The following is a 13,644-nucleotide window of genomic DNA, read 5'->3' on the forward strand; positions in this document are numbered from 1 at the left end:
CTGATCCTTGGCTCATGGGCACCAGTAAATCTCTAATGTAGGTTGCAGAAACGCGCGAATCGGCATGGCAGAGACGTCGTCACTGGCCAGCGCGGCGCTCAAGGTGGTCAATTTCGAACTGCCGGAGATCGACAGCACGGTGTAATTAGCCGTCGCCAGCAACGCGCGACTCATGGTCAGGCGCTGATGCGGCACGGTCGGCGCCAGCATCGGCCAGCAACGGCGGGTACCGTCGGCCTTCAGCGCTTCGGCGAGGTTCGGGCTGTTTGGAAACAGCGACGCGGTGTGACCGTCGTCACCCATGCCCAGCACCAGCACATCGATGGCTGGCAACTCGCCCAGCAGGCGATCGGCCTGCTCGGCAGCTTCTTCAAGATTGGCCGCGGCGCTATAGAGGCTCAAGAACTTGGCCTTGGCCGCCGGGCCTTGCAGCAAATGCTGCTTGAGCAAGCCAGCATTGCTGTCGGCGTGCTCCACCGGCACCCAGCGTTCGTCGGCCAGGGTGATGGTGACCTTGGACCAGTCCAACCCCTGCTTGGCCAGATGCTGGAAGAACGCCACGGGGCTGCGGCCACCGGACACCACCAGGGTCGCCTCGCCGCGGGCACTGACGGCCGTGCGCAGTTGCTCGGCCACATCATTGGCCAAACCTTCCGCCAACAGTGCCGGTGTGCGGTACTCGTGGGGCGTTACGCCCTGCGGCAGTTTCAATTCAGATATCGCCATACCAAGACCTCCCATCCCGCGTGATCAGTGCAATCGAGCTCATCGGCCCCCAGGACCCCGCCGCGTACGGCTTGGGCGCATCACCGGACTTCTTCCACCCGGCGATCAACTGGTCACACCACTTCCACGCGGCTTCGATTTCATCTTTGCGAACAAACAGGTTCTGATTGCCGCGCATCACTTCCAGCAACAACCGCTCGTAGGCATCCGGAATACGGGCGCTGCGGTAGGTGTCGGAAAAATTCAGTTGCAGCGGGCCGCTGCGCAGTTGCATGCCCTTGTCCAGGCCCTGCTCCTTGGTCATCACGCGCAAGGAAATACCTTCGTCCGGTTGCAGGCGGATGATCAGCTTGTTGCTGATCTGCAGGCGCTGCTCCGGGGCGAAGATGTAGTGGGACGGTTCCTTGAAGTGGATGACGATCTGCGACAGCTTTTGCGGCATGCGCTTGCCGGTACGCAGGTAAAACGGCACCCCGGCCCAACGCCAGTTGCGAATATCGGCACGCAGGGCGACGAACGTCTCGGTGTCGCTCTGGGTGTTGGAATTCTCTTCTTCCAGGTAACCCGGCACCGGCTTGCCGGCGCTGTAGCCAGCGATGTACTGGCCGCGGACGACTTGGGTGGTCAGGCCATCCGGGCTGATCGGCGCCAAGGCCTTGAGCACCTTGACCTTCTCGTCGCGGATGCTGTCGGCGGACAAGTCGGCCGGCGGGTCCATGGCAATCAGGCAAAGCAGCTGCAGCAGGTGGTTCTGGATCATGTCCCGCAGCTGGCCTGCCTTGTCGAAATAGCCCCAACGGCCTTCGATACCGACCTGCTCGGCCACGGTGATTTCCACGTGGGAGATGTAGTTCTGGTTCCACTGGGTTTCGAACAGGCTGTTGGCGAAACGCAGGGCGATCAGGTTTTGTACCGTCTCTTTGCCCAGGTAGTGGTCGATGCGGTAGGTGCGGTTTTCCGGGAAAAACTGCGCCACGGCGTCGTTGACCTTGCGCGAGGACTCCAGGTCCGAACCGATGGGCTTTTCCAGGACCACGCGGGTGTTTTCCGCCAGGCCGACCTTGGACAGGTTCTCGCAGATCGCGCCATACACCGCCGCCGGGGTGGCGAAGTAAGCGATCAAGCGTTGTTCGGTGCCAGCGATGTCCGCCAGGGCCACGTAGTCATCGGCTTTCATGAAGTCGACGTGAACATAGGTCAGGCGCGCCAGGAACCGCTGGGCGACGGTTTCATCCAGCTCCTTGCCGACGTATTTACGCAGTTCTTGTTCAATGTGCGCCAGGTGCTGTTGCTCGGAACCGGCTTCACGGGCCAAGGCCAGGATGCGCGTGTCGTCGTGCAGGAGCGTGGCGCCATCGAGTTGATAGAGGGCAGGAAATAACTTGCGCAGCGCCAGATCACCCAAGGCGCCAAACAGGGCAAAGGTGCAGGGTTCTACGGTTATCGAAGGCATGATGTTTGTTCTTTTATCAAGTTAAGCTACAAATACCTTTTTTCAAGGCATCACTCAAGGAAAAATGTAGTAATAACCACAACATTTTCCCGAAATACGCATTCCGAGTGGTGGTGTTCAGCTACCCTCAGTAGGATAGGCCACCGCAAAAGGCCACTCGTCGATTGGTTGCCACCCTTTATTTGCATCGTCGCCCGAAGGAAAGACTGAATGGACCGCGTGCGAAATCTTCTGGAACAGATCCGGAACCGCCTCGAAGAATTGAACAAGGCTGAGAAAAAAGTTGCCGAGGTCATCCTGCTCAACCCGCAGCAGGCGACCCGCTTCTCCATCGCAGCCCTCGCCCAAGCCGCTTCGGTCAGTGAACCGACGGTCAACCGTTTCTGCCGTTCGTTCGGCGTCAGCGGTTACCCTGAACTTAAATTGCAGTTGGCGCAAAGCCTGGCCAGTGGCGCCGCGTACGTCAGCCGCGCCGTGGAGGCAGATGATAACCCCGAGGCCTACACCCAGAAGATCTTTGGCAGCGCCATCGCCTCGCTGGACGCCGCCTGCCAGGCACTGGACCCTGCCCTGATCAGCAAGGCCGTGGATCTGTTGATCCAAGCGCGGCAGATCCACTTCTTCGGCCTGGGTGCTTCGGCACCGGTGGCCATGGATGCGCTGCACAAGTTTTTCCGCTTCAACCTGGCAGTGACCGCCCACGCCGACGTGCTGATGCAACGCATGATCGCCTCGGTGGCCCACACGGGCGAGCTTTTCGTGATTATTTCCTACACCGGGCGCACCCGCGAACTGGTGGAAGTGGCGCGTATCGCCCGGGAAAACGGTGCATCGGTGCTGGGCGTAACCGCCGAGAACTCGCCGCTGGCCAAGGCCAGTACCGTCAGCCTGAATATCCCGCTGCCCGAAGACACCGACATCTATATGCCGATGACCTCACGGATCATTCAGTTGACGGTGCTGGATGTGCTGGCGACTGGCATGACCTTGCGCCGTGGCGTGGATTTCCAGCCGCATCTGCGCAAGATCAAAGAGAGTTTGAATGACAGCCGGTATCCGGTGGGGGATGAGTTCAACTGAGTCAGCATTTATGTTGGCTTTATTGGCCTCATCGGGGGCAAGCCCCCTCCCACACTTGATCTTCAGTGCTAATAGCTTGTAGGCACCACACAGCACCCATGTGGGAGGGGGCTTGCCCCCGATGGGGCCATCAGCCGCACCGTTAAGCCCCCGCCCTGGCCTGCAAACTAAGGTGCGCCCTCTCCCCCGGCGCCAAGCTGGCCCCGGCCATCGCCGACTCTACGCACACAAATCCCGACGCCTCGTTAAAGCTCACCCCCAACAGCGGCCGGCTGCCGGGATGCCATACGACGGTGTCGGCGCTGTCGCCGGTGTCGATGCACAGTTCGCGCTGCCAGGCGTGGTCCTTGAGCTGCAATTCGCCCTCGTGCTGAAACACCCGCTGGCACCCGCCCTCCACCCGCAGTTCGCCTTCCTGCTGGCAAACCTGGCGATTGAGCTGGTCGTAACCTTGCGCACCGTCGAGCCCAGACAGCGCTATCTCATCGACGTGACCAATACGCCAGTAAGCATGCAAAGCGTGGCTCAATTGGCACGGCAGCTCGTCTTGATGCTCGGTGCTCAGGCGCAGTTCCAGGGCTTCGCCCAAATGCGCGTGCAGGTCGACCTGCCAGTCGCAAAGCTGTAATTGCCAGTGCAGATGTACGCCATCGTCGTCGGTACTGCTGTCGAGCAGCTTCCAGTCGATCAGCCGCGCCCACCCATGGGAAGGCCAGGCATTTTCGCTCGGATGGCGGCCATACCACGGCCAGCACACCGGCACGCCACCTCGGATGGCGCCGACTTGCGGCCATTTGGCTGCGCACCACAGCCAGGGTTTCTGGCCACGGGGCTGGAAGTGCAACAACTGCGCGCCCTGACGACTGAACACCGCCTGGCACAGCGGATGGTCGATCACCAACACATCACGCATCTGGAAGCGCTCCCAGGCGAACACCGGGCGCTCGCGCAGGGATTTGAAAAAGCGTTGCAGCGGTTGCTCGTGCATGTGCCACGGTCCTGAATATCATCACAATGCGCCCCAAAAAAAGCGGGTAGCCATGGCTACCCGCAAAATGCGCACAGAGAGAAGGAGCTTATCGCAACAGCGTTAGAACGTAGACTGAATTTTCAGGCCCGCTACCAACGCGTTGTCGACTTTGTCCACGCCGCCAGGCTGGACGACGTATTGCAGGTTAGGACGCACAGTCAGCCAGTTGGTGACGTGGAAACCGTAGTTGAGTTCAACGTTGTACTCGGTCTCACGAATCGGCGTGTACAGCGCGTTGTCGTAGTCGCTCACACCATTGGCGGCGTTGAGCAGTTCAGCGTTCTTCTTCACATCATTGTTGACATGCAGGCGAGCGACGCCAATGCCGACGTCATCTTTTGGACGCGCGTCGAATGGGCCTTTGTACACCAGCATCAACGACTGGTAGTTGTCGACCAGGTTGGTTTCCTTGTCGTGGAAGGTTGCGTTGGCCGCGATGTTCAGGCCGCGCGAAGCATCGCCGTTATGCGTGGTGAGTTGCTGTTGGGCAACGAACCAGTAACCTTTCTTGCTGCTGCGGGTACGGAAGTCTGCACGGGTGATGACCGCATCGTTGCCGTTGACGTCTTCACGCACGTCCGGTGCATCGGCCGCGCTCTTGTAGTAACCCACACGGTACTCGCCCGGCAGGTTGTTGACCTTCGGCGACCAGACCAATTCCACCGGAATCACAGTGCCCTTGGTGCCGCTGCCGCTGAGTTTGAAGCCGTTACCGTGCTCCAGTTGCGAAGGGTTCTGGTTGTACGCACCAATTTGCGCATACAGCTCAGGCGTGATGTTGTACTTCACGCGGATCGCGGCCTGGCTGACGGGCCAGTTGTACCAGGTGTTGACGTAGTTACCCACTTGCGAGCCGCAGAACGACAGGTTCTGGAAGTCGCACGGGAAGGTGTTGAAGTCTTCGCCTTCACCGAAGTAACCGAGCTTCACGTCCAACTTGTTGTCGAACATCTGGTGCTGGATCCAGAACTGGGTCAAACGCACCATGTGGCCACGGCCGTACACTTCCATGGACGAACTCAGCGTGCCGGCACGCGGGTCGCCAATGCGGTCGTTGGAGATGTTCTGGCCATTACGGTTGGTCAACTGGATCTTGGCCTGGGTGTTATCCCAGCCCCACAGCTTTTGCAGGTCCAGTGCCACACCGAGACCGAACTGGTCAGAGTAGCGACCGGTCTTGTCGTCGTTGTAACCACCTTTGGCGTTGTAGCCCATCTCCCCAACGTAGTCGGCCTTGATGTCGATACCTTGCTCGATCAGCTTGGTACGCTCGCCACCCCAATCGCCCGTCATCCACTTGGAACTGGAGCTGAATGCATCGTCTGCCATCGCATTGGCGGACAATACCAGGGCTGCTGCAGCTGACAGTTGGCAGATCAGCCGAGTGTTGTTGTGTTGCTTTTTCATCCCTACATCCTCGTCTTTATTGTTATTAAACTGTTTTTATCTAACGTGGTTTACATTTTTTATCTAAAACAACAACTTATCTGCTTCAACGGCCTTTGAATTGGGCCACATTGTCGGCATGCCCCTGTGCGGGCAATGAAGAAGCAGTGCCCAACCGCTCGCCCGTGTTGGCGTCGAACAGCAGTACCTTGGAAGGATCGAATTGCAGGGTCAGGGTCTCGCCCACCTGCGGTGCCACGTCGGGTGCCAGGCGGCAGCAGACTTTGGTGTCATTGAGTTGCACGAACACCAGGGTGTCCGGACCGGTCGGCTCGGTGACCTGCACTTCGGCACGAATGCTCGACGCACTGTCGCCCTCGCCTGCCGCCAACATGATCTGCTCCGGGCGCAAGCCCAGGATCACGTCGCGGTCTTCCAGGCCGGCTTCCGTGGTGTTCAGCGCCAGTTCGCAACGGGCCTGGCCGCTGTCGAGCAGGGCCACCAGGCGACCGTCCTTGCGTTGCAGGCGCAGCGGCACGAAGTTCATTGGCGGCGAACCGATAAAGCTCGCCACGAACTGGTTGGCCGGGTTGTTGTAGATCTCTTTCGGCGTGCCGAACTGCTGGATGATGCCGTCCTTCATCACCGCGACCTTGTCGCCCAGGGTCATCGCTTCGATCTGGTCGTGGGTCACATAGACCGTGGTGGTCTTGAGGCGCTGGTGCATCAGTTTCATTTCGGTACGCATCTCGACGCGCAGCTTGGCGTCAAGGTTCGACAGCGGTTCGTCGAACAGGTAGATCTTCGGCCGACGCGCCAAGGCACGGCCCATGGCTACGCGCTGTTGCTGGCCGCCGGACAGCTGGCCCGGCTTGCGGTTGAGCAGGTGTTCGATCTGCAGCAGCTTGGCCACGCGCGCCACTTCGGCGTCGATATCGGCCTGGGGCATCTTGCGGATCTTGAGGCCGAACTCGATGTTCTCGCGCACGCTCATGGTCGGGTACAGCGCGTAGGACTGGAACACCATGGCGATGTCGCGATCCTTGGGGCTCATGCCGCTCACGTCCTGGTCGCCGATCATGATCGCGCCGCCGGTGATGGTCTCAAGGCCGGCGATGCAGTTCATCAGCGTGGACTTGCCGCACCCCGAAGGGCCGACCAGGATCAGGAATTCGCCTTCCTTGATCGACAGTTCGATGTTCTTCAAGGTGTCGGGCAGGCCGGCGCCATAGGTCTTGTTTACATTGCGAAGTTCAAGCGTAGCCATGATTACCCCTTGACCGCGCCGGCTGTGAGGCCGCGCACGAAATACTTGCCTGCGATCACATAGACCAGCAGGGTCGGCAGCCCGGCGATCATCGCCGCCGCCATATCCACGTTATATTCCTTGGCCCCGGTGCTGGTGTTGACCAGGTTATTCAGCGCCACGGTGATGGGCTGGGAGTCACCACTGGAGAACACCACGCCGAACAGGAAGTCGTTCCAGATCTGGGTGAACTGCCAGATCAGGCAGACCATGATGATCGGTGTCGACATCGGCAGAATGATCTGACGGAAGATGGTGAAGAAGCCCGCACCGTCCAGGCGCGCGGCCTTGATCAGTGCATCCGGAATGCTCACGTAGTAGTTACGGAAGAACAGCGTAGTGAACGCCAGGCCGTAGACCACGTGCACAAACACCAGGCCGGTGGTGGTGCTGGCCAGGCCCATCTTGCCCAGGGTGAACGAGGCCGGCAGCAGCACGGTCTGGAACGGCAGGAAGCAGCCGAACAACAGCAGGCCGAAGAACAGCTGGGAGCCTTTGAAGCGCCAGAACGACAGCACATACCCGTTCAACGCACCGATGGCGGTGGAGATCAGTACGGCCGGAACGGTGATTTTGATCGAGTTCCAGAAGTAGCCATCCACGGTAGCCCAGGCCTTGACCCAGCCAATACCGGTGACCACGGTCGGCCAGCTCAGCAGGTTGCCGCTGCTGATGTCTTCCGGGGTCTTGAAGCTGGTGAGCAGCATCACCACCAGCGGCACCAGGTACAGCAGCACGGCGAGGATCAGCACCGCGTAGATCGCGATGCGGCTCAGGCTGATAGCAGGTTTGGAAGCGAGACTAGTCATTACGTTTGGTCCTCAGCTCGGAGTAGAGGTAAGGCACGATGATCGCGAGGATCGCACCGAGCATCAGGATTGCACTGGCCGAGCCCATGCCCATCTGGCCACGGCTGAAGGTGAACGAGTACATGAACATCGCTGGCAAGTCGGACGAGTAGCCCGGGCCGCCAGCGGTCATCGCCGCCACCAGGTCGAAGCTCTTGATCGCAATGTGCGCCAAGATCATCACCGCACTGAAGAACACCGGGCGCAGGCTTGGCAGCACCACGCTCCAATAGATGCGCGGCATGCTCGCGCCGTCGATCTGCGCGGCGCGCACGATGGATTGGTCCACACCGCGAAGGCCGGCGAGGAACATCGCCATGATGAAACCCGAGGCTTGCCAGACGGCAGCGATCACCAGGCAATAGACCACGCGGTCCGGGTCGATCAGCCAGTCGAGACGGAAGCCTTCCCAGCCCCAGTCACGCAGGAGTTTGTCCAGGCCCATGCCTGGGTTGAGCAGCCATTTCCAGGCCGTACCCGTGACGATCATCGAGAGCGCCATCGGGTACAGGTAAATGGTGCGGATGAAGCCTTCGCGGCGGATTTTCTGGTCGAGGAAGATCGCCAGGGTCACGCCGATGACCAGGGTGATGCCGATAAACATCCCGCCAAAGACTGCCAGGTTCTTGCTCGCCACCCACCAGCGGTCGTTGTCGAACAAGCGCGCGTATTGCGCAAGCCCCGCCCATTTGTAGGTTGGCAGGAACGTGGAATTGGTGAACGACAGCACAAACGTCCACAGGATGTAGCCATAGAAGCCCACCAGCACGATGAACATGCTGGGCGCCAGCACCAGTTTGGGTAGCCAGCGCTGCAGTGCATCGAACGGCGAGGCTTTGCTGAACACAGCAACAGAACTCATGGGAAAATCCAATACAGGGAAAAAGGACCAGCCAATAAACCTTGTGACGCTGGCTTTATGTGGGAGCAGGCTTGCTCGCGAAGCAGGCGACGCGGTGTAGCTGTTACACCGCGGTGATGCCTTCGCGAGCAAGCCCGCTCCCACACACGCCCAGCACCTACAAAAAACCGCTACCAGGCCTTACTTGGCAGACTTGATCGCAGCGCCCAACTTCTTGGCGGTGTCGGCCGGGTCGGCTTTCGGGTCGTTGATGTAGTTGGTCACGACATCAAAGAACGCACCTTGCACCGCCAGGGTAGTGGCCATGTTGTGCGCCATGCTTGGCTGCAGGCCACCGGTCTTGGCGTCTGCCAGGAAGTCCTTGGCAGCGGTCTGGGCGCAGGAGTCGAAGCCGTAGGAATCCATTTTGTTCAGCATGTCGTTGCGAACAGGGATCGACCCCTTGTTGATGCTGAACACTTTCTGGAAGTTTTCACCCAGTACGACTTTGGCAATGTCCTGCTGGCCAGCAGCCGTGCCTTTGTCTTTCTGCTTGAACACCGCCAGGGAGTCGATGTTGTAGGTGAACGCTTTGTCGGTGCCCGGGAACGCTACGCACTCGTAGTCCTTGCCGGCGACTTTCTTGGCGGCGGTCCACTCGGACTTGGCCCAGTCACCCATGATCTGCATGCCGGCCTTGCCGTTGATGACTTTGCCCGCTTCGAGGTTCCAGTCCTGACCTTTACCGTCGACGTCCATATAGGTTGCGACTTTCTTCAGTTCGGTCAGCGCCTTGACCATTTCCGGACCGGTCAGCGCGCCGTTATCCAGGTCGACCAGAGCTTTCTTGTAGCCATCGGCCCCCATCACCGACAGAACGACCGCTTCGAATACGGTGCTGTCCTGCCAAGGCTGTCCACCGTGGGCGAGCGGAATGAAACCCGCGGCCTTGAGCTTGTCGCCGGCTGCGTAGAATTCTTGGAGGGTGGTCGGGTTTTTGGTGATACCGGCTTTCTTGAAGACTTCCGGGTTGATCCACAGCCAGTTCACGCGGTGGATGTTGACCGGCACAGCGACGTAGTCACCTTCGTACTTCACGGTATCGGAGACTTTCTTGTCGAGCAGAGAGTCCCACTTCTCTTCTTTGGCGACGTCTTTGAGCACGTCGGTGTCGAGCAGGCCGGTGGACGCCCATTCCTGGATGTCGGGGCCTTTGATCTGGGCAACACCTGGCGGGTTACCGGCGACCGCGCGGCTTTTCAGCACGGTCATGGCAGTGGCGCCCCCGCCACCTGCGACGGCGCCGTCTTTCCAGACGAAACCATCTTTCTCGACTTGGGCCTTCAGGACATCCACGGCCGCCTTCTCACCGCCCGAGGTCCACCAATGCACAACTTCAACCGTCCCTTTGGAGTCGGCGGCAAATGCACTGAGGGGAAACAACGAGGCAATGGAAATAGCGACGGCGAGGCGATTAATCGCGTTCATCTGAGTACCTTTTCTTGTTGTTATGCATGCAAGTCTTAGGCTTGCGCTGCACGGAGTTTAAACAGGGTTTTTTAAGGCGCAGGTAACAAAGGGATGCACAAATGTCACCAGTTGGTGACATAGCGCCCCGTTCCGATGGCACTGGCCATGCTTGGCGCCAGCGGCAGCGCAGGCAGCAATACCGCTTGCCAGGCATGGTACAGGTCTGGCTTGCCACCCCAGATGTTGCTGCTGGGTTGGTTGTGCGGGCTGAGCTCGTGGTGCCAGCTGCCGTGGAGATGGTCGATAAAGTGGGTCTCGCAAAATTCCCAGAAACGCCGGTACCAGGTTTCGTAGTGCAACTCGCCCGTGCGCTTGAGCAAGGCCTGGGCCGCCGCGCTGGCCTCGGCATGGGTCCAGTGCAGGCGTTCGCGCACCACCGGGCGGTGGTTCCAGTCGAGGGTGTAAACAATGCCGGGGGCGCCATCCACGGACCAGGCGTATTCGCAGGCGCTGGCGAACAACCCCTTGGCGTCGGCCACCAGCCATTCGGGTGTGACGAGCCCGGCTTGCAGGCGCGCGGCTTCAAGGTGCAACACCAGCCGCGCCCACTCGAAACCGTGGCCGGGGGTAATGCCGTAGGGGCGGAAGCCGTCGGCGGGGTTGTCTTCGTTGTAGCCGAGCAAGGGGTGCCAGTGTGTGTCGAAATGTTCGATCACCATGAACTGGTTGCCGGCAGCGTGGGTATGAATCACACGCTCGACAATGCGCAACGCGCGGTCCAGCCAGCGCGTATCGCCCGTGACATCGGCCAGGGCGAGAAAGGCTTCGGTGGCGTGCATGTTGCTGTTGGCGCCGCGATAGGCTTCGACCCCGCTCCAGTCCTGGGCAAAGGATTCGAGCATCACGCCCTCCTCTTCGCTCCAGAAAAAATGGTCGATGATATGGATGGCGTCGTTCAACAGGGTGGATGCACCGGGCGCGCCTGCTACTACCGCCGAGCTGGCGGCCAGGGCGACGAAGGCATGCAGGTAGGCGGCCTTGCCACGGTTGCCATCGAGGGCGTGGGGCGCGGCGAACCAGCCACCGTGTTCACTGTCACGCAGCGCGCCGCTGAGGGCTGCAACACCGTGCGCCACCAGCTCGGCATACCCTGGCAAACCCAAGGCGTGGGCCATGGCGAAGCTGTGGGTCATGCGGGCGGTGTTCATGGTTTCGGCGTGAGCATCGGCCGGCAATTGGCCTTTGTCGTCCAGGTTGCCAAAGCCATCGGGCAGTCGAGACGCTTTGGCGAACGCCAGCAGGCGCTGGCCCTCGGCTGCAAGCCAAACGTAATGGGCAGGCGCGTTCAGCCAACTGCTGGCAGGCAGTGGTTGCGTGATCATGGGTGGCCCTTATTGTTTTTTGTGGGATGACCGGAGTCTAAACAAGGGCGCGGCGGCGGCATGTAACGAAGGGGAAGTGAAATGTCACCAAGTGGTGACATTTCCATCGACAGCCTTATTGCCCTAACGGGGTGACCTTCGCCGGCGCGTTGAGTTGCTGGTTCAGGTTCTGCACCTGGCTTTGCAGGGTGGTGATATTGCGCGTGGTCTGGATACGGAACACGTCGAACTCTTTATTGGTGGGCGCATCGCTGTTGGACGGCGGGTTGTCCTGGGCGCTCTTGAGGACCACAAGGTCCTGCTCGATGCGCGCGATAGCAGCGCTCGGGTTGCCCTGCTTTTTCAAAGCGGCCACGTCAGCAGTGAGTTCCTTGATTTCATTATCGCGCCTGGAAGCGTCACCTTGTGCCGCCTTGAGCGTCGCCACGGCGTCGGTCAAGGCCTGGACCTGGCCTTGCAGTTTGCTGTTGGCGTTGGACAGCTCAGTGGTGCTCGCCGTCATTTGCGCCAGGCGCTTATCCAGTTCGGTGGCTTGCCCGGCCACGCCGACCTGCTGCTTGCCCTGCTCCAGCAACTGGCTTTCCAACTGCTTGATCTGCAGTTTCAGCGCTTCGCTGCCATTGTTGACGCTCGCTTCACTGGCCACGACCTTGCCGGAAATATCCTGCAGGCGCCCCGCCGCTTCTTCGCTGATGCGCGCAAAGCTTTCCTGGGTGGCCACCAACTGCTGCCCCATCAAGGAGATCTGCTGGAAGCTCCACCAGGCCAGGCCCGCAAAGGCGATCAGCAGTGCGCCGATCAAGGCCCACAGTGGCCCGGTGCTGGCGCTCTTGACCTTGACGACCTTGGTGTTGCGCGACCGCACCGAGGTGGCCGGGGTCGGTTCGAAATCATCGTCATCCCCGAGATCGGCCCGCAGGCTGGGAACGTTGTCGAAGTCGTCTTTAGCATCGTTACGCATGTATCAACCCTGAATCGGTGAAGTGGCGAGCGACGGGAGTATAAACCGCGCTCCCGGCGCACTGATCGACCCGGAACGCCAGATTCGGTTCCCGAAGTGTTGCCGCTTGTGTGCTTACTTGAACCCCGGATCCTGGGCTTTCCACCAACTGCAGAACTCGTCGAGGGCGGTCCACAGGCTGACTTTGGGCTCGTAGTCCAGATAATGCCTGGCACGGCTGATATCGAGGGTGAAATCTTTGTTCATCACTTGCATACCCAGCCGCGACAGCGACGGTTCCGGACGCCCTGGCCACATCGCGCAAAACGCTTCGTTGAGCGCCGCCACGCTGTAGGACAAGCCATAGGACCGGTAACGCGTCACCTGAGGCAGTTCCATTTGACGCATCACATAGTTGACCACATCCCACACCGGTACCGGCGCACCGTTACTGATGTTGTAGGCCCTGCCCAATGCCGAGCCCGGCGCGAGCAAACTGCTGAGCAGCGCTTCGTTGAGGTTGTGCACGCTGGTGAAGTCCACCTTGTTCAGGCCGTCACCGACAATGGCCAGGCGGTTCTTGCGCTGCATTTTCAGCAGGCGCGGGAAGATGCTCATGTCACCCGCGCCCGTGACGAAGCGCGGGCGCAGTGCAATCACTTCGAGGCCGAACTCCTGGGCACCGAACACCTTCTGCTCGGCCAGGTACTTGGTGGCGGCATAGGGGTGCTTGAAGCGCTTGGGCACTTGTTCTTCGGTCAGGCCCAGATGATCGCGGCCGTCAAAGTAGATGGATGGCGACGACAGATGCACTAAACGCCCGACGTGCTGTTTGAGACAGGCTTCGACGACGTTCTCGGTCACCAGCACGTTGCCTTGGTGAAAGTCCTGATACTTGCCCCACAAGCCCACGGCGCCAGCGCAATGCACCACGGCTTCGACGTCACGGCACAGGTCACGCACCAGGTCGGCGTCATTCAGATCACCCTGGATAAACTCGGCGCCGCGCCTGACCAAGTGCTCCACACCTTCGGCACGTCGCCCGTTGACCCGCACGTCCAGGCCCTGCTCCAGGGCGAAACGCGCAAAGCGCCCGCCAATGAAGCCGCTTGCGCCGGTGACCAGAATCTTCATGTATTACCCCATGTTCTTTCGTTTTTCATCGCTGTTGCCTTGACGCGC

The 13,644-nt window shown here is 60.1% G+C and carries 12 protein-coding genes; 1 reads left to right on the plus strand and 11 read right to left on the minus strand.

The window, feature by feature from the left end; all coding sequences use genetic code 11:
• Positions 1 to 12: 12 nt before the first annotated feature.
• Together pgl and zwf are read right to left on the minus strand one after the other, a co-directional pair.
• Positions 13 to 726, minus strand: coding sequence for a 6-phosphogluconolactonase (pgl, locus tag AB4N92_RS05905; protein ID WP_031290549.1), 714 nt, complete (start codon positions 724 to 726; stop codon positions 13 to 15).
• Positions 713 to 2,179, minus strand: a complete 1,467-nt coding sequence (gene zwf, locus AB4N92_RS05910) for a glucose-6-phosphate dehydrogenase (RefSeq protein ID WP_010208198.1) — start codon at positions 2,177 to 2,179, stop codon at positions 713 to 715. Before zwf ends, pgl begins: the two co-directional genes overlap by 14 nt.
• Before the next feature lie 219 nt (positions 2,180 to 2,398).
• Between zwf and AB4N92_RS05915 the strand changes: the two genes are divergently transcribed.
• Positions 2,399 to 3,259: a MurR/RpiR family transcriptional regulator gene (locus tag AB4N92_RS05915; RefSeq protein WP_169898656.1), complete on the plus strand. Its 861-nt coding sequence runs from the start codon at positions 2,399 to 2,401 to the stop codon at positions 3,257 to 3,259.
• Between the two features lie 142 nt (positions 3,260 to 3,401).
• Here the strand turns inward: AB4N92_RS05915 and AB4N92_RS05920 are convergent, their stop codons facing one another.
• The 9 genes from AB4N92_RS05920 to AB4N92_RS05960 all read right to left on the minus strand — a co-directional run bounded on the left by AB4N92_RS05920 (position 3,402) and on the right by AB4N92_RS05960 (position 13,596).
• Positions 3,402 to 4,247 carry a D-hexose-6-phosphate mutarotase gene (locus AB4N92_RS05920; protein ID WP_010208191.1) on the minus strand — a complete coding sequence of 282 codons (846 nt, stop codon included), beginning with the start codon at positions 4,245 to 4,247 and terminating at the stop codon, positions 3,402 to 3,404.
• Between the two features lie 102 nt (positions 4,248 to 4,349).
• Positions 4,350 to 5,696: a carbohydrate porin gene (locus tag AB4N92_RS05925; protein ID WP_236266842.1), complete on the minus strand. Its 1,347-nt coding sequence runs from the start codon at positions 5,694 to 5,696 to the stop codon at positions 4,350 to 4,352.
• A gap of 85 nt (positions 5,697 to 5,781) precedes the next feature.
• Positions 5,782 to 6,942, minus strand: coding sequence for an ABC transporter ATP-binding protein (locus AB4N92_RS05930; RefSeq protein ID WP_010208189.1), 1,161 nt, complete (start codon positions 6,940 to 6,942; stop codon positions 5,782 to 5,784).
• 2 nt (positions 6,943 to 6,944) lie between these two features.
• Complete coding sequence (locus AB4N92_RS05935; protein WP_010208187.1) at positions 6,945 to 7,790, minus strand: carbohydrate ABC transporter permease; 846 nt, start codon at positions 7,788 to 7,790, stop codon at positions 6,945 to 6,947.
• Complete coding sequence (locus tag AB4N92_RS05940) at positions 7,783 to 8,691, minus strand: carbohydrate ABC transporter permease (RefSeq protein ID WP_010208185.1); 909 nt, start codon at positions 8,689 to 8,691, stop codon at positions 7,783 to 7,785. The genes AB4N92_RS05935 and AB4N92_RS05940 overlap by 8 nt, the downstream gene beginning before the upstream one ends.
• 180 nt (positions 8,692 to 8,871) lie before the next feature.
• A complete protein-coding gene (locus tag AB4N92_RS05945; protein ID WP_010208183.1) occupies positions 8,872 to 10,158 on the minus strand; it encodes an ABC transporter substrate-binding protein in 1,287 nt (428 codons plus the stop codon).
• Between the two features lie 104 nt (positions 10,159 to 10,262).
• A complete protein-coding gene (locus AB4N92_RS05950; protein ID WP_236266843.1) occupies positions 10,263 to 11,522 on the minus strand; it encodes a D-mannose isomerase in 1,260 nt (419 codons plus the stop codon).
• Positions 11,523 to 11,637: 115 nt separating this feature from the next.
• Positions 11,638 to 12,483, minus strand: coding sequence for an ATPase (locus AB4N92_RS05955; RefSeq protein WP_010208181.1), 846 nt, complete (start codon positions 12,481 to 12,483; stop codon positions 11,638 to 11,640).
• A 114-nt stretch (positions 12,484 to 12,597) separates the two neighbouring features.
• Complete coding sequence (locus AB4N92_RS05960) at positions 12,598 to 13,596, minus strand: NAD-dependent epimerase/dehydratase family protein (RefSeq protein ID WP_010208180.1); 999 nt, start codon at positions 13,594 to 13,596, stop codon at positions 12,598 to 12,600.
• Positions 13,597 to 13,644: the final 48 nt, after the last annotated feature.

The organism is Pseudomonas sp. S3_A09 (genome assembly GCF_054668065.1).